This window comes from Stenotrophomonas sp. RIT309 (assembly GCF_000632045.1).
GTDB classification, from domain to species: domain Bacteria; phylum Pseudomonadota; class Gammaproteobacteria; order Xanthomonadales; family Xanthomonadaceae; genus Stenotrophomonas; species Stenotrophomonas indicatrix.
The window spans coordinates 1-16,571 of sequence record NZ_JFYS01000031.1; the positions used below are offsets into that span (position 1 = coordinate 1).

At 66.5% G+C, this 16,571-nt stretch carries 14 protein-coding genes; 5 read left to right on the forward strand and 9 right to left on the reverse strand.

Features of this window, described 5'->3' with window-relative positions:
• Positions 1–214: 214 nt before the first annotated feature.
• From BW38_RS05630 to BW38_RS05620, 3 genes are all read right to left on the reverse strand, one after another.
• A complete protein-coding gene (locus BW38_RS05630) occupies positions 215–1,864 on the reverse strand; it encodes a phosphoethanolamine--lipid A transferase (protein WP_032977235.1) in 1,650 nt (549 codons plus the stop codon).
• Entirely contained in the window at positions 1,861–2,613 is a 753-nt protein-coding gene (locus BW38_RS05625; protein WP_032977237.1) for a phosphatase PAP2 family protein, read from the reverse strand. Before BW38_RS05625 ends, BW38_RS05630 begins: the two co-directional genes overlap by 4 nt.
• Before the next feature lie 112 nt (positions 2,614–2,725).
• Positions 2,726–4,429, reverse strand: coding sequence for a glycosyltransferase family 39 protein (locus tag BW38_RS05620; protein ID WP_032977238.1), 1,704 nt, complete (start codon positions 4,427–4,429; stop codon positions 2,726–2,728).
• Between the two features lie 132 nt (positions 4,430–4,561).
• On the opposite strand from BW38_RS05620, the gene BW38_RS05615 reads away from it, so the two are divergent.
• Together BW38_RS05615 and BW38_RS05610 are read left to right on the forward strand one after the other, a co-directional pair.
• The gene (locus BW38_RS05615) at positions 4,562–5,272 is read left to right on the forward strand and encodes a response regulator transcription factor (RefSeq protein ID WP_025877081.1); all 711 of its coding nucleotides are present in this window, start codon (positions 4,562–4,564) and stop codon (positions 5,270–5,272) included.
• The gene (locus BW38_RS05610) at positions 5,262–6,542 is read left to right on the forward strand and encodes a HAMP domain-containing sensor histidine kinase (RefSeq protein ID WP_032951976.1); all 1,281 of its coding nucleotides are present in this window, start codon (positions 5,262–5,264) and stop codon (positions 6,540–6,542) included. Before BW38_RS05615 ends, BW38_RS05610 begins: the two co-directional genes overlap by 11 nt.
• Before the next feature lie 87 nt (positions 6,543–6,629).
• Here the strand turns inward: BW38_RS05610 and BW38_RS05605 are convergent, their stop codons facing one another.
• Positions 6,630–7,019, reverse strand: a complete 390-nt coding sequence (locus BW38_RS05605; RefSeq protein ID WP_025877085.1) for a VOC family protein — start codon at positions 7,017–7,019, stop codon at positions 6,630–6,632.
• Positions 7,020–7,175: 156 nt separating this feature from the next.
• Between BW38_RS05605 and BW38_RS05600 the strand changes: the two genes are divergently transcribed.
• Together BW38_RS05600 and BW38_RS0120850 are read left to right on the forward strand one after the other, a co-directional pair.
• A complete protein-coding gene (locus BW38_RS05600; RefSeq protein WP_025877087.1) occupies positions 7,176–8,426 on the forward strand; it encodes a DUF819 family protein in 1,251 nt (416 codons plus the stop codon).
• A 176-nt stretch (positions 8,427–8,602) separates the two neighbouring features.
• Positions 8,603–9,742 (forward strand): DUF3103 family protein, encoded by a 1,140-nt coding sequence (locus BW38_RS0120850; protein WP_161763257.1) that lies wholly within the window; start codon positions 8,603–8,605, stop codon positions 9,740–9,742.
• A gap of 329 nt (positions 9,743–10,071) precedes the next feature.
• Here the strand turns inward: BW38_RS0120850 and BW38_RS05595 are convergent, their stop codons facing one another.
• Positions 10,072–10,296: a CstA-like transporter-associated (seleno)protein gene (locus BW38_RS05595; RefSeq protein WP_025877091.1), complete on the reverse strand. Its 225-nt coding sequence runs from the start codon at positions 10,294–10,296 to the stop codon at positions 10,072–10,074.
• Positions 10,296–12,377, reverse strand: a complete 2,082-nt coding sequence (locus tag BW38_RS05590; RefSeq protein WP_025877093.1) for a carbon starvation CstA family protein — start codon at positions 12,375–12,377, stop codon at positions 10,296–10,298. Before BW38_RS05590 ends, BW38_RS05595 begins: the two co-directional genes overlap by 1 nt.
• A 269-nt stretch (positions 12,378–12,646) precedes the next feature.
• Between BW38_RS05590 and BW38_RS05585 the strand changes: the two genes are divergently transcribed.
• Complete coding sequence (locus tag BW38_RS05585; RefSeq protein WP_032977239.1) at positions 12,647–13,498, forward strand: pirin family protein; 852 nt, start codon at positions 12,647–12,649, stop codon at positions 13,496–13,498.
• Between the two features lie 195 nt (positions 13,499–13,693).
• Here the strand turns inward: BW38_RS05585 and BW38_RS05580 are convergent, their stop codons facing one another.
• The 3 genes from BW38_RS05580 to BW38_RS05570 form a co-directional block, all read right to left on the reverse strand.
• Entirely contained in the window at positions 13,694–14,152 is a 459-nt protein-coding gene (locus BW38_RS05580) for a hypothetical protein (protein WP_025877096.1), read from the reverse strand.
• Positions 14,153–14,348: 196 nt separating this feature from the next.
• Positions 14,349–15,068 carry an aquaporin Z gene (gene aqpZ / locus BW38_RS05575; RefSeq protein WP_032977241.1) on the reverse strand — a complete coding sequence of 240 codons (720 nt, stop codon included), beginning with the start codon at positions 15,066–15,068 and terminating at the stop codon, positions 14,349–14,351.
• Positions 15,069–15,189: 121 nt separating this feature from the next.
• Complete coding sequence (locus tag BW38_RS05570; RefSeq protein ID WP_032977243.1) at positions 15,190–16,053, reverse strand: pirin family protein; 864 nt, start codon at positions 16,051–16,053, stop codon at positions 15,190–15,192.
• Positions 16,054–16,571: the final 518 nt, after the last annotated feature.

The following is a 16,571-nucleotide window of genomic DNA, read 5'->3' on the forward strand; positions in this document are numbered from 1 at the left end:
CCTCGGGCGGGTTGGGCAGGACGCCCAACCCCGGTCTTGCCGTGTGCGCAGGACAGCGCACACGAGCAAGGCGCGACCGAGCCTCCATGGACGGATTTACGGCGTCCCCCGCAACCGGACCCACCCCGCCTACCCACAGGAACCCCGCTGTTGCTGTTGCTTCGGCCGTTGCCGTTGCCTCTGCGGGTGCAGGGCGCAGCCCTGCCGACAAACCCTAACTCTCGCAGTTGGCGAACAGGTCGCGATCCCGCTCGTACAGCGAGGTTTTCACCTGCATCAGCCCCAGCACCGACGGGAACAGGTTGTCGTGGTCGGTGTAGCTGGCCGAGCGCTTGCGCACGCACTGCAGGTCCAGTCCACGGCTGCTGGCGAAGCCCGGCGAGAACCACATCGTCATCGGCACCCGGGTCTGCTCGGCCGGTGCGATCGCGTACGGCACACCGTGCAGGTACAGGCCCTTTTCGCCCAGCGATTCACCGTGGTCGGACAGGTAGATCATCGCCGTGTCGTAGTCCTGCAGGCCCTGCAGCGTGCCGATGGTCTTGCTCAGGAAGTGATCGGTGTACAGCACGGCGTTGTCGTAACTGTTGGTGATCTCTTCGCGCGAGCAGCGACCAATGTCCTGGGTGTCACAGGTCGGGGTGAAGCGACGGAAGGCGGCCGGGTAGCGTTCGAAATAGGCCGGGCCATGGTTGCCCAGCTGGTGCAGCACCACCACCCGATCACCCGGGCGCGCACGCACCTGCGTCGCCAGGTCCTGCAGCAGGATCTCGTCCATGCAACGGCCATCGGCACACAGCCCCGGCGTGGTCGCGTCCGACAGCGACTGGAAGTCCAGGCCCTCGCATACGCCCTTGCAGCCGGACTGGTTGTCGCGCCACAGCGGCGCGATGCCCGCGCGGTTCAGTACATGCAGCAGCGACTGGTGCGCACGGATCTTCTTCTCGTCATACTCGTGGCGTCCCCATGGCGAGAACAGGCAGGGCAGCGAAACCTCGGTGCTGGTGCCGCAGGAGTGCATGTCCGGGAAATTGACCACCGCCGCCTGGGCCAGCTCCGGCGTGGTGTTGCGGCCACCATTCAAGCCCCAGTTCTGCGCGCGTACCGTTTCGCCCATCACGATCACCAGCAGGCGTGGCTTGCTCGTTGCTGCGCGCGGGGTCGCCTTGGCATCGGTACCAATCGGCAGCTTCGGCGCGCGTTGCACCGGGTTGTCGCCGCGCAGCGCACGCGGCAGCCCCAGCAGCACATTGGCCGGCGTTGCCAGGTAGCGCACTTCGCGCTGGTTGCGCATCAAGGCCGACACATCCTGGAAGGACACCAGCGCGCCACCGAGTGCGGTGACCGCAGCGACCAGCAGGAAGCCGATGCGCCACAGCAGGCTGCGGCCCCAGCTGCGGCGGCGCAGGTCAACACGCCACAGCACCACCATCGGCAACACAGCCAGCAGCAGGACCGGCCACAGCAGCGACACCGTCATCAGTTCGCGGCTTTCCTTGGGGTCGGTAGCCAGCACGTTGCGCAGCATGTCCGCATCCAGATAGATGTGGTAACGGCTCATGTAGTGCGCGGCAAACGCGGTGACCAGCAGCAGCACGCTGATCACCACCTTGGCATTCCAGCGCCACACCAGGATGCCCAGCAGCACACCGTGTGCACCCAGCAGCAGCAACAACAGCGAAAGCGCATAGCGCAGGCTGCCCGGATGGCTGGCCATGGCGCTGTGCCAGAACAGGCCATTGCCGGCCACAGCGAAGAACAGGCTGGTCAGCACGATCAGTGCTTCGGTGGACAGCTGTGGCCGCCATGCGCGGATGCTGGCCAGTGTCGGCAGCCGCAAGGAACGTTGGACCGATGCGTTCATGCAACCGCCTCCTGGCGGGTCGAGCGATCCAACTGGCGGCGGACCACCAGATACAGGCCCAGCGACAGCAGCCAACAGATCAAGGCGGTGGCAACGTCATGCGAAAGGAAGTGGGCGCCGCGCAGCTGTTGGCCGATGCCGAACACCAGGCCGCTGCCGAGGCCGATCCACAGCCCGGCCCAACGCCAGGCGGGGCGCCACAGCAGCGCGAAGAAGTACAGGCACATCCATGCGTATCCCGCGCTTGCGTGGCCGGCGGGGAAGCAGGCGCGGGCGGCCATGCCGGTCGGGCGGCTGCTGAGAAGACCGACGAACGGATCGTGTCCGCCATAGCGCAGCAGATCCCACGGGCAGTCCATCGGCACCAGCGACTTCAGCAGCGAGATCAGCCCGGTGCCGAGTGCCACGGCCACCACCACATACAGCAGCGCCCAACGCAGCGTGCGATCGCGGCCGCGGCGCCAGTGGTGGAAGCACAGCAGCATCGCCACCAGTGCCGCAGCGGTGCTCAGCCACTTGCCGGCCTTGTGCACCACCGAACGCGTCAGCCATGCATCCTGCAGCGCCCAGCGGCCGCCTTCCAGCCGGAACAGATGGTCGGCCAGCCACTGGTCGCCACCCAGGCCCATCAGCACGGTGAACACCGCAACGCCGATGACAGAAGGCAGCCAAAGATGGGTAACGGCAAAACGCGACGCCAGCAGCGAGGGCGCAAAGGAGACTGCCGGGACAAGAGGGCGAGCGGGCATGCAGGGAAGGGGCCGTTACGGGAATCCGCGGCCATGCTCGTCACTGGCATGTCGGAGAAGGGTCGTACACGCGTTTGCGCCGGGTTAATCGGTGCCCGGCGCGCATCATCGTTCAGTCTTCTTCGTCGTTGGCGCCTGCACGCTCGGCATGGCAGGCCGCATCCCAGGCGGTGCCCGGAAGCAACTGCCAACGATTGCGATTGGCAACACCGATCTCGATGACCTGGGCCGGATCGACACAGGGGCTCATGGCCTTGTCCAGTACCAGCAGCCAGCGCTTGTCCGGCGCCTCGGCCAACCATGGACCGGCGTCGTGCCACTGCTCTGCCCACGGCCGCTTGAAGCCGAACTCGCGCACCGGCCGGTCGGCCTGCAGCAGGTTCTGTTCGCGCCAGGCCACCAGCGCCAGTTCCGCATCGGGGCCGATCCGTGTGCCCACCCGGCGCATCACCGCCGACGCCGAGGCGTAGGGGTCCAGCGCCGGTATCAGCACCAGTCCGTACAGCATCCACAGCAGGCCGTGGGTGAGCAGTACCAGCGTGGCCGCGCGTCGTATCCGCAGCCACACCGCCAGCGTCGCCACGGCGATGGCGAAGGTCAGCAGGCCATCTCCGAACACGGGCAGCAGGGTGTCGGGCATCGCCCGCCGTGCCAGCTGCGCCTGCGCCCAGGGGCTGTCGGTCAGCATCATCACGCCAAGCGCGCCGGTGGCCAGCATCAGCAGCAGGCTGTAGCCGAACAGATAGCGACGCACGCACAGGCGACGCAGCAGGCCGGGCAACAGCGGCGCCACCGCCAGTGCCATCGCCGGCAGCATCGGCAGCACGTACACCTCGCGCTTGCCCGGGCTGGCAGTGAAGAACAGCAGGACCAGCGCGGCCCAGCCCAGCAGCAGCCACTGGCGCTGGTCGCCGCGACGCAGCCGGCGCCACCACGGTTTGACCATCAGCGGCAGCAGCAGCGCACCCGGCAGCCACAGCGTGGCGATCACCTGCAGGTAGTACCAGACCGGCTGGCGATGGTGCCAGGCGTTGGCATAGCGGGTGCCGGTCTGCTTGAACAACAGTTCGTGGGCGTACGACTGCAGTGATGCACTGGGTTCATGCAGCAGCGCCCAGCCCAGCGGTGCCAGCCACACCGCCGTGCCCAGCAGGAAGGCCGGAATCAGCCACAGCAGGCTGGCGGGGTGGGGGCCGTCCACCGGCCGGCCGCGACGGCGCTGGTACAGCCGCCAGCCCAGCCAGGGCAGCACCATCAGCAAGGGCAGGAAGCCCACCCCCTTGGTCACCGTGCCGACGCCGGCGGCGAAGCCGGCCAGCCACAGGGCCGGCAGGTTGCGGCGCTCGCAGAGGTGGCGCAGCAGGCCCCACAGGGCCAGCGTGGTCATGCCCACCAGCACCATGTCGATCTGCGCGCGCTTGGCCATCAGGCCGAACTGCAGGGTGCAGAACAGTGCGCCAAGCGCGTACAACGAATGCCGTGGCGACCATAGCCGGCGTGCCAGGTCGGACACCAGCCACAGGCTGAGCAGCGCGGCCAGCAGCGACGGCAGCAGGAACGACCACTGCCAGCTGCCGACCACCTGGTGGGCGGCGGCCTGCAGCCACATGAACACCGGCGGCTTCTCGGCGTACAGCTCGCTGCCCCGGTGTGGCAGCAGCCACTCGCCGCTCTCCACCATGGCACGTGCGGCCAGCACGAAGCGTGGTTCGTCCGGTGGCTGCGGCTGGCGCATGCCAAGCCCGGCCGCCAGCGCCATCACGATCAACAACCACAGCAGCGGCAGGTGCCAACGGCGGGGCAGGGCAACGGGCACGGCAGGCTCCGGGAGCAAAACGGCCATTCTGATGAGGGGCACGTGGGAAAGCCGTCGGAGCGGCCGGCATGGCGACCGCATTCCGACATCCGCAGCGCTACCATGGCATGAACTTCCGTGGATGTTTCGTGCATGCGCCTGTTGGTGATCGAGGACAACCGCCAGTTGGTGGCCAACCTGTTCGACTATTTCGAGTCGCGCGGGCATGTGCTCGACGTGGCCCCGGATGGCATCACCGGCCTGCACCTTGCCGGCAGCCACCCGTATGACGCGGTGATCCTGGACTGGATGCTGCCGCGCATGGAAGGCCCGGAGGTGCTGCGGCGGCTGCGCTCCGAGCACGCCTCGGAAGTGCCGGTGATCATGCTGACCGCACGCGACGAACTGCCGGACAAGATCGCCGGCTTCCGGGCCGGCGCAGATGATTACCTGACCAAGCCATTCGCACTGCCGGAACTGGAAGTGCGCCTGGAGGCGCTGCTGCTGCGCGCGCAGGGTCGCAATCCGCGCAAGCGCCTGCAGGTGGGCGACCTGGTGCTGGACCTGGCCAGCCTGGAGGCGCAGCGCGCCGGCCAGGTGCTGCACCTGTACCCGGCCTGCCGCAAGCTGCTGGAAGTACTGATGCGCGCCAGCCCGGGTGCGGTCACCCGGCAGCAGCTGGAATTCGCCCTGTGGGGTGACGAACCACCGGACGGTGACCTGCTGCGCTCGCATGTGTACGAACTGCGCCGCAGCGTGGACGGCCCCTTTGCCGACAAGCTGATCCACACCCTGCCACGGGTGGGCTACCGGCTGGCGTCCACCGCAGGCGCGGACGCACGGAACGATGACGATGGCGCGTAAGCCCGGGCCGCTGTATCGGCGGGTGGTGTGGTGGCTGCTGGGCTACCTGGCGCTGATTTCGCTGGCGGTGTTCAGTGTGGGCAACTACGTGCACGAACACGCCGAGCACGCGGCGTGGCGCGCGCTGCTCAATTCCGAACTGGACAGCATCGTCGAGCACACCGAGCACGAGCCGCACTATCGCTGGCAGGACTCGGACACGCTGAGCCTGTTCCGCTTCAATGAAGCCAACATGCCCGCCAGCCTGCGCACCCTGCATCCGGGGTTGCATGACGGGGTGATGATCGGCGAGCGCGAGACGGCGGTGATGGTGCGCGATACCGGCTCGATGGGGCGGGTTGCGCTGGCCCTGGACATCTCCGATTTCCACGATCTTGAACAATTCGCAACGCGCTGGGTGATGCTGGCCGGCATCATCATGATCTTCGTCACCGTGTTGATGGCCTCCTTCGGCATGGAGCGCATGGTGCGCCCCTTGAGCCTGCTGGCCCAGCACATCGGTGCACTGCGGCCCGGCGTGCAGGGCCAGCGCATTGACGTCGATCCGCGCGGCAGTTCCGAGCTGCACACCATCGCCGATGCGCTGAACGATTACCTTGATCGCAACGAGCAGTTCGTCGAGCGCGAGCGGGTGTTCATCAGTACCGCAAGCCATGAACTGCGCACGCCGATCGCAGTGATGACCGGTGCCGCCGAACTGGCGCTGGAGCAGCCCGGCCTGCCTGAGCGCGCACGACAGCAGATGCAGCGTGTGCTGCGTACCGCGCAGGGCGTTGAGCAGCTGATCGAGCTGTTGCTGGTGCTGGCGCGTGATCCCGCTCGCCTGGCTGCCCGTGCCGAGCGCATCGCGCTGGACCAGCTGCTGCCGGAGATCGTCGACGACCATCGCCACCTGCTGGGCGACAAGGACCTGAGCATCGGCATCCAGGCCGCGCCGGTCGACATCGTCGCGCCGCTGGCGGTGGTGCAGGCAGCGATCGGCAACCTGCTGCGCAATGCCATCGAGAACAGCGGCCGCGGTCATATCGAGCTGCGCCTGACCTCGGCAGCGGTGTTGACCCTGCAGGACCCCGGCCATGGCATGAGCCCGGAGGAGATCGCAGCGATCCACGCGCGGATGGCCCGCGGTGAGCGCGGCGACCGCGGCGGCATCGGCCTGGAACTGATCGCGCGGCTGTGCGAGCACCTGGGCTGGACCCTGCAGCTGCAGCCCTGCCAGCCGCGCGGCACCCTGGCCTCGCTCGACTTTGGTACATCGCGGCCAGGCTGACCTGTCCGTCGACCAAGGTCGACGCCTACCAGGCAATGGCCGCGTGCGTTCCGGTAGGTGCCAACCTTGCTTGGCACGCTGGCCGCGTCACCGCCCCGTTGGCCGCGCCACGTGCTGGTCGATCAGGATCACGTTGCCATCGGGATCGGTCAGCTGCAGATAGGCCGGACCTTCGCCATCGGGATCGGCACGCGCCGTGAGCGCGATGCCCTTGGCGTCCAGCTCGGCCTGCACCTCACGCACGTCCTGGAAGGACGCCAGTTCCTGCTTGTGCTGGTCCCAGCCGGGATTGAAGGTGAGCAGGTTGCCCTCGAACATGCCCTGGAACAGGCCGACCACGATGCCGTTGTTGCGCAGTACCAACCAGTTCTGCGCCGCATCACCACCGGTCACCGAGAACCCCAGCGCTTCGTAGAACGCACGTGAGGTGGCCAGGTCCTTCACCGCCAGGCTGACTGAAAAAGCGCCGAGTTGCATGGGGCAGGCTCCAGTAGGGAATGCAGCGATTCTCGGCAGGCCGACGCGCTGCCGCAAGCAGCGCAGCATGACCCTGCGTGAAGACTATGTTAATTTCGACCCGCGCCGCTTATGCGGCGCTTTTCTTTTCCGCTCTTTCGATCGACAGAGGATCCCATGCCGACCGAACCCGCTACTGCCCTGATCAGCAACGACATCGTTGGCCTTGGTCTGATCGCCGCCACCCTTGCCCTGATCTTCTGGGCCGCCAGTGGCCCGACGCCCCTGCTGAAGAAGATCTTCGCCTGGGTGCCTGCACTGCTGCTGTGCTATTTCATCCCCGCCATCTACAACACCGCCGGTGTCATCGATGGCCACAACACCTCGCTGTACAACCCGGTCGCCCGCGATGTGCTGTTGCCGGCGGCGCTGGTCCTGCTGACCCTGTCGATCGACCTGAAGGGCATCGCCAAGCTGGGGCCGAAGCTGCTGCTGGTGTTCTGCGCCGGCACCGCCGGCATCATGCTCGGCGCCATCGTCTCCTTCCAGGTGATGAAGCTGATCCATCCGGAAACCGTGGCTGGCGACACCTGGGCCGGGATGGCCGCGTTGGCCGGCAGCTGGATCGGCGGTGGCGCCAACATGGTCGCCATGCGCGAAGTGTTCGGCACCGATGCCACCACCTTCGGCCAGTTCGCGGTGGTCGACGTGGCCTGCGCCAGCCTGTGGATGGCGATCCTGTTGTTCATGGCCAACCGCGCCCAGCAGATCGATGCCCGCAACGGTGCCGACACCCGCGCCATCGATGAGATGAAGGCGCGCATCAGCGCCTACGAGGCACAGAACGCGCGCATCCCCAGCATGACCGACCTGATGGTGATCGTCGGCGTGGCACTGGGCGGCGTCGGCCTGGCCCATGCCATCGCCGCACCGCTGTCGGGCTGGTTCAAGGCCAATGTCAGCTGGGCCAGCCAGTTCAGCCTCGACAGCCAGTTTGTGTGGGTGATCCTGCTGTCCACCGCGATGGGCCTGACGCTCAGCTTCACCCGTGCACGCCGGCTGGAAGCGGCAGGCGCCTCGCGCCTGGGTACCGTGTTCCTGTATTTCCTGATCGCCTGCATCGGCATGCAGATGAACCTGTTGTCGCTGCTGGATCGTCCGTGGCTGTTCCTGCTGGGGGCCATCTGGATGGCCACCCACGTGCTTGTGCTGTGGATCGTGGCCAAGCTGGTGCGTGCGCCGCTGTTCTTCTTCGCGATCGGTTCGCAGGGCAACATCGGCGCCGCCGCCTCGGCACCAGTGGTGGCGGCAGCATTCCATCCGACGCTGGCGCCGGTGGGCGTGCTGCTCGGTACGGTCGGATATGCCACCGGTACCGGCCTGGCGTATGTGACCGGGTTGATCCTGAAGTGGATGGCCAACGGCTGAGCCCTCTCGCGGCCAGCGACGGAAATCAGGAACGGGTAGAGCCGAGCCCACGCTCGGCTGTTTTTCGCGGGACGCTGCCGGAACTGTGCGGCACATACCGGAACGTATGGCGCGTGCGCCGTAGCGTGGGAAGCTCCTGCCGGCGTTGCCGGCGACGTTCGATGGGGCCGTCGATGATGAAGCAATGGAGGTTTCGGGTTTCCGCACTGGTGCTGTTGCTGGCCAGCACGGGGGCCTTCGCGCAGGGGCCGGTGAGGGCCGGCGGCGCCGATGTGCAGATGCTGACCGATGCCGGTGCGCGCGAGGTGGCGGCACTGATCGCCCAGCCAGGGTTCGCCGATGCAGTGCGCAGCTCGCTGCATGCGGCGCCGGAGCAGGGCGTGCCGGTGCAATTGTTGATGGGCCGTTTCGATCCGCAGGCGCATACGCTGGCCAGTGCATCGCTGGCTGCTGGCGATCGCCAGCTGCGCCAGCGCAAGGGGCTCCCGGCACAGGGGCAGGGGCTGCTGCAGTTGCGTGCGTACGTGCCCGAGGGGCACTCGCTGGCGGCCATCAATGCGCATCCGCTGTGGGTGGCCAGTCTGCCGCGTGGCAATGATCGCGACTGGACCACGATCACCGCATACGACGCGCAGGGCCGCGCGCATGTACTGGATGCGAAACGGGCCCCGGACTTTCCGGTGCTGATCGTCGACGTCGACACGCGGCGCGCCGTGCAGGAGGGCATGGCCCTGGTCAATGCGGGGCTGAAGGCTCGCGGCCTGCAATCGCCCGAACGCATCCAGCTGTCGGCTGACGGAACGCAGGCGTCGCTGGATATCACCCGCCTGGACCGCATCCGCCTGGCGGACGACCAGGAGCCCTGGGCGCTGGGGGCAGCCGAGGTGTTCGCTGTTGTTTCCGGTCTGCAGGTGGGCGCCACCGCACCGGAGATGGTCACCGTCGACATGCCGTACCTGGACTACGACGGTACCGACTACACCCCGCAGCAACCGCTGATCATCTGGGGCAACTATCGCTTCAACGCCGCCAACGTGCAGCTGTTCGAAGATGACGGCGATACCAACTACCAGGAGCTGCTGGTGGCGCTGAGCAACGGCGTCAAAGCCGCACTGGGCGCCTTCGCTCCTGAGTATGCCGTCATCGCCGACATCGCAGGCGCGATCCTCAAGGCCATGCCCACGTCGTGGTTTGCCAATGACATCGACTATATCGACAGCTATTACTTGTTGCAGCGCGGCCAGGCCTACCAGGACCGGATGGGAGCGGCCAACAACGCCAAGGTCACCCTGACCCCGATCACCCTCACGGAGTAGTTACGCCGGGCGGCGCCCGCAACCGCCGGCATCCACGAACAGAAAGGGGCCTGATCCGTTCTCCAGGGAAAACGGATCAGGCCCCGGATGATTCGCACCGTCACCGGAAATCTGTCAAAGGTGGGGCGGTGTGGGCTTGCAGGACCGTTGGCGCCATGGATGGCGCCATCGAGCCCCCATGGACGGGTTTACGGCGTGTCCTGCAAGCCCACACCGCCCCGCCAAACCCACAGAACCCCAGAGCCGACGCTCCAGCAGTTGCGGTTGCAGTTGATGTTGCCGTTGCCTCTGCGGGCGCCGGGCTGCAAGCCCGGCACCCACCGGGAACCTCAACAGCAGCGACCACCGTTGCGCCCGCCATACCGCGCTTCCTGCCGCTCGCGGAAGAACGTCTTGTAGTCCATCGGCTCGCGGTCCGGATGCTTCTCCCGCACATGCCGCACATAGTTGTCGTAGTCGGGAATGCCGCAGCACAGCCGTGCCGTCTGCACCAGGCGTCGCCAGATCCGGCGATGCGCCTGGTACTGCCCCACCGGAACCAGTTGTGTACTCATTACAGGTCCACCATTTCATGCGGCTTCAGCGCCACGTACGGGGTCTCGCGGTCGCTGCGCTGCGGATTGCGGCGCGCCGCCACGATCGTCTTGATCGAATACACCAGCACCGACGCCACCACCAGCAGGAACAGCGCGGTCAAGCCGGTGTTGACGTAGGCGTTGACCACGATCTGCTGCATCTGTGCGACCGACTTCGCCGGTGCGGTGATGGTGCCGCTGGCCAACGCGTCCTGGAACTTGTGTGCCTGTGCCAGGAAACCCTGCGCCGGGTTGCTGTCGAAGATCTTGATGAAACCGGCATAGGTGGTGCAGATCAGCAGCCACACCGCCGGCACCGCGGTGACCCACGCGTAGCGGTCACGCTTCATCTTGAACAGCACCACCGTACCCAGCATCAGCGCGATGCCCGCCAGCATCTGGTTGGAGATGCCGAACAACGGCCACAACGTCTGGATGCCGCCGAACGGATCGACCACGCCGGTGTACAGCAGGTAGCCCCACAGCGCCACGCAGCCGGCAGTGCCGATGATGTTGGCGGTCCACGACTCGGTCTTCTTCAGCGCCGGCACGAAATTGCCGAGCAGGTCCTGCAGCATGAAACGACCGGCACGTGTGCCCGCATCCACCGCGGTGAGGATGAACAGTGCTTCGAACAGGATGGCGAAGTGGTACCAGAACGCCATCATCGCGTCGCTGCTGCTGGGGATCGCCTCATGCAGGATCTGCGCGATGCCCACCGCCAGGGTGGGTGCACCACCGGCACGATGCAGGATGGTCGGCTCACCGATCGCTGCCGCCGTGGCGGTCAGCTGTTCGGGGGTGATGGTGAAGCCCCAGGTATTGGTGATGTAGTGTGCGGCCGATGCGGCATCGGCACCGATCACCGCCGCTGGGCTGTTCATCGCGAAGTAGATGCCCGGATCGATGATCGAGGCCGCCACCAGCGCCATCACTGCCACGAACGATTCCATCAGCATGCCGCCGTAGCCGATGTAGCGCATGTGCGCTTCATTGGCCAGCAGCTTGGGCGTAGTGCCCGAGGAGATCAGTGCATGGAAACCCGACACCGCGCCGCAGGCGATGGTGATGAACAGGAACGGGAACATGCCGCCTTTCCACACCGGGCCGTCGCCGCTGGCCGCGAACTGGGTCAGCGCCGGCATCTTCAGTTCCGGCATCACCACCAGGATGCCGATGGCCAGCGCGATGATCGTGCCGATCTTCAGGAAGGTCGACAGGTAGTCGCGCGGTGCCAGCAGCAGCCAGACCGGCAGCACCGAGGCGACGAAACCGTAGCCGATCAGCATCCAGGTGATCTGGGTGCCGGTGAAGGTGAACGCCGGGCCCCAGGTCGGGTCTGCCGCCACCTTGCCACCGAACCAGATCGCGGCGAGCAGCAGCACCAGGCCCACCACCGAGATCTCACCGATCTTGCCCGGCCGGATGTAGCGCATGTAGACGCCCATCAGGATCGCGATGGGCATCGTCGCGATCACCGTGAACATGCCCCACGGGCTTTCCGCCAGTGCCTTGACCACCACCATCGCCAGCACGGCCAGGATGATGATCATGATCAGGAAGGCACCGAACAACGCGATGGTGCCGGGCACCTGGCCCATCTCCTCGCGCACCAGGTCACCCAGTGAACGGCCGTTGCGGCGGCTGGACAGGAACAGGACCATGAAGTCCTGCACCGCACCGGCCAGTACCACGCCGACCACCAGCCACAGCAGGCCGGGCAGGTAGCCCATCTGCGCGGCCAGCACCGGGCCGACCAGCGGGCCGGCACCGGCAATGGCGGCGAAGTGGTGGCCGAACAGCACGTGCTTGTTGGTCGGGACGTAGTCCAGGCCATCGTTGTTGATCACCGCCGGGGTGGCCCGGGTCGGATCGAGCTGCATCACCTTGTCGGCGATGAACAGGCTGTAGAAGCGGTAGGCGACCAGGTACAGCGATACCGCCGCGACCACGATCCACAACGCGTTGATGTGCTCACCGCGCCGCAGCGCCACCGTGCCCAGGCAGAACGCGCCGAGCAGGGCGAGGGCCGCCCAGCCTATTTTGGAAAAACCTTTCATGAGGTGCTCTCTCCCGGAAAGACAGGCAAAGAGTCCCGCGTGCCCCTGGCAGGGTCAATGTGCACGGGACCATTCGGCGGTAGTACTTTGGTCGTACATGGGTGTGGCAGGTGGCGATGTTCCTTCGCAGCCGACAACGCAGGCGGTGCCGGCGTGCGGACATGACGTGCGGCGAACACCAGGGATGGAACAATCGGTTGCGACGGCATCCATTGGCGTTGCGCGCTGCAGCGTCCATTTTTAGCGGCATCCATCCAACAGGAGTCACCATGAGCCTTCCCGAGCCGGTCCGCGTCCTGCGTACCATCCGTGGCATGCCCACCTCCGACGGTGCCGGTGTTCGCCTGACCCGGGTCATCGGCGGCCCCTCGCTGCCCGACCTCGATCCGTTCCTGCTGCTCGACGAATTCGGTACCGATCGCGCCGAGGACTACATCGCCGGTTTCCCCGAGCATCCGCATCGTGGTTTCGAGACCGTCACCTACATGCTCGATGGCCGCATGCGGCATCGCGACAATCACGGCAACGAGGGCCTGCTGACCCCCGGCAGCGTGCAGTGGATGACGGCCGGCCGTGGCCTGGTGCATTCGGAGATGCCCGAGCAGGAAAGCGGGCAGATGCGCGGCTTCCAGCTGTGGGTGAACCTGCCGGCGCGCGACAAGATGACCGCGCCGAAGTACCAGGAATTCGCTCCCGAAAAGATCCCGGTGGTGCAGCCGGCCGAAGGCGTGCAGGTCAAGGTGATCGCTGGCACGGTCGAGGGCACTGCGGGTCCGATCGCGCAGCCAGCCACCGATCCGCTGTATCTGGACATTGCACTGGAGGCCGATCGTGCCTGGACCTACTCCCTGCCCGAAGGCCACAACGCGTTCGTCTATGTGTTCGAAGGCGGGTTGACGGTGGGCGAGCAGGATGCGGCGCGCGACGTGGCGCGGCAGGAACTGGCGGTGCTGGGCGGCGGCGAGCAGCTGCATCTGTCGGCAGGCAGCGACGGCGCGCGGTTGATCCTGGTGGCGGGTCGTCCGCTGCGCGAGCCGGTGATGCGGCATGGCCCGTTCGTGATGAACACCCGCGAGGAATTGATGCAGGCCTTCGTCGATTTCCAGGAAGGCAGGTTCTGAGGTCGCGCTGCGGGCCATGCCCACAGCGCATCGGTAGCGCCGGGCCGTGCCCACAGCACATTGGTAGCGCCGGGCCATGCCCGGCGGATGTCCAGAAGAGCCGACACGGCCGAAAGCCGCCGGGCATGGCCCGGCGCTACCGATGGATCGGGTGGAAGTGCGGGAATGCTGCCAGGCAGTCATCCCCGCAGCGCCTCAGCGGCCGTCGGCCACGGCAGAGGGCGTCAGGTTCATGCCCTGCGCAAGCTGCTGCAGCGTGCCCAGTTCCTGGGAACTGTCGGGATACAGCGCGATCTGCGCGTAGCGGCCCTTGTCCAGCTTGACCACGCTGATGCGGCGCTCGGCATAGCCCGGCGGCTGCTGGCCGCCCAGATCCGGCTGGTACCAGTACATCGATTCACCGGCAAAGCTGCCTTTTTCCTGGCGCAGTGAGCGGGTCAGCGGAATGCCCGGATCGCGCTGGCTGAGCATCAGGCTCAGTACTTCGCGCCCGTCACTGGTGGCCGCGCGGCAGACCAGGAAGCCGGACTGTGCCTGCTGCTGCCATTGTAGGCCGCTGCTGGCGGGCAACGAAGGACAGTCGACCGGGGCCTGCGCGCAGGCAGACGCTGCAACGAACAACAGGCTCGACAGAACAACAGGCGCGAACTTCATGCATCCCCCAAGGTGGCGTGTCGTTGGCACCGCCGGTGACACCGGCGGTCGAGGCATCCCATCCCCGGATGCCGTCCTGCCCGGCGAAAGCACGGGCGGATGACCAGACCTTAACGGAACGTGAGCGATCGCACAAATCGCGGTTACATCCGTAACCATTGCGGCCGAGGGTCGGCCGCAATGGCACGGTCATGGCTCAGCGGTCGTTGCCGATCCACTTGTAGATGATGCCGCCGATCGCACCGCCCAGCAGCGGGGCGACCCAGAACAGCCATAGCTGGCCGGTTGCGCCACTGCCGGCGAAGAAGGCCACCGCCGTGGAGCGGGCCGGGTTCACCGACGTATTGGTCACCGGAATGCTGATCAGGTGGATCAGGGTCAGGGCCAGGCCGATGGCCAGCGGCGCGAAGCCCGCCGGCGCCTTGCCATGGGTCGCGCCCATGATCACGATCAGGAACACCGCCGTGAGCACCACTTCGCACAGGAACGCGGCCGCCACGCTGTAGCCACCAGGTGACAGCGCGCCATAACCGTTGCTGGCGAACGCGCCGGCCTGGTTGCCATCAATGGCGAAGCCGCTGGCACCGGAGGCGATCTGCAGCAGGATGAAGCCGGCCAGCAGGCCGCCGGCCACCTGCGCGATGATGTAGGGCACCAGATCCCGGGTCGGGAAGCGCCCACCGGCCCACAGGCCCACGCTGACCGCTGGATTGAAGTGCGCACCGGAGATATGGCCGAACGCGTAGGCGCCGGTCACCACGGTCAGGCCGAAGGCCAGGGCCACGCCGAGGAAACCGATACCCAGCGGATTGCCGTCGCCACCGAACTTGGCGGCCAGCACCGCACTGCCACAGCCACCCAGAACCAGCCAGAACGTGCCGAGGAACTCGGCGGACAAGCGTTTACCCATGCTCATGTGTTGCACTCCTTTGACGGTCTAAAGTGTGATTTATGTCACATTTCAGTGATCAGCGGGTGACTGTAGCGTCAACGCCGGGTGCAGGGATACACCTTCGGATGTGTGCAACACGCGATGCTCAGTACTGGGGCAGGGGAATGAATTCCTTGTCGTCGCCGGGAATGGTGCCGAAACGTCCGGCTTCCCAGTCGTGCTTGGCCTGCTCGATACGTTCCTTCGAACTGGACACGAAGTTCCACCACAGATGACGTGGGCCATCCAGCGGTTCGCCGCCGAACAGCATCGCCTTCACCGGCGTCTTCGCCCGCAGGCGGCCGCGTGCACCGGCTTCGGGAATCACCAGGTGCTGGGCGGGAATGTCCACACCATCCAGCTGCGCTTGGCCTTCGAGGATGTACAGCGCACGTTCGCGGTGGCCATCATCGATGTCGATCTCCGCATCCGGGTCCAGGTCAATTGCCACGTTGAGCGTGCCGGCGAACACCTTGACCGGCGACTCCTCGCCATAGGCGCGTCCGGCGATGACGCGCAGCCAGGCGCCGTTGCGGCGCTGCTCGGGCAGGGTGGCGGCGGCATGGTGGTAGAAGGCCGGTTCGATTTCCTCATGCGACTTCGGCAACGCCACCCAGGTCTGCATGCCGTGGATCGGGTTGTCATGGTCGCGGTCCGGTTGCGGCGTGCGCTCGGAATGGGCGATGCCGCGGCCGGCGGTCATCCAGTTGACGTCACCGGGACGGATCACCTGGTCCGAGCCCAGCGTATCGCGGTGGCCGATGGCACCGGACCAGAGGTAGGTGACGGTGGCCAGGCCGATATGCGGGTGTGGGCGCACGTCGATGGCGGTACCGGGGTGCATGAGTGCCGGGCCCATCTGGTCGACGAACACGAACGAACCGATGCTGCGGGCCTGCAGGGTGGGCACGGCGCGGCGCACTTCCAGGCCGCCGATGTCGTGCACGCGCGGGGCGATGATGGTGGTCATGCGGGCGTTCTCGCTGGCAGGGATCAAGGCGGTCAGCATCGCATGCGGTGGTGGCGGTGACATTCCCCGTCCGGGTAACAGGTTGTTCCAGCCAACGGCGCAGCCCCTCGTGGCTGTGGGTTGGTCGCTGAAGGCAAAAGCAGAAGCCGCGCTTGGCCGGGCGGGTGGGTGGCGCAGGACACGCCGTAAACCCGTCCATGGGGGCTCGATGGCGCCATCCATGGCGCCAACGGTCCTGCGCCACCCACCCGCCCGGCCTCTGACGGTTTCCGGGTGCTGTCCAGCCACGGAGAAGAAAAAAGAAAATCAAAATCAAACTCAAACGCCGGTCGCTTCGCTCGCATCCACGCATGGCGTGGACCAAGCGTGTCGACCAAGGTCGACACCTGCCAGCTCCCGAAGGTCACCGACCGTCACCGGGAAACTGTCAGGGGTGGGGCGGTGTGGGTTGGCAGGACCGTTGGCGCCATGGATGGCGCCATCGAGCCCCCATGGACGGGTTTACGGCGTGTCCTGCC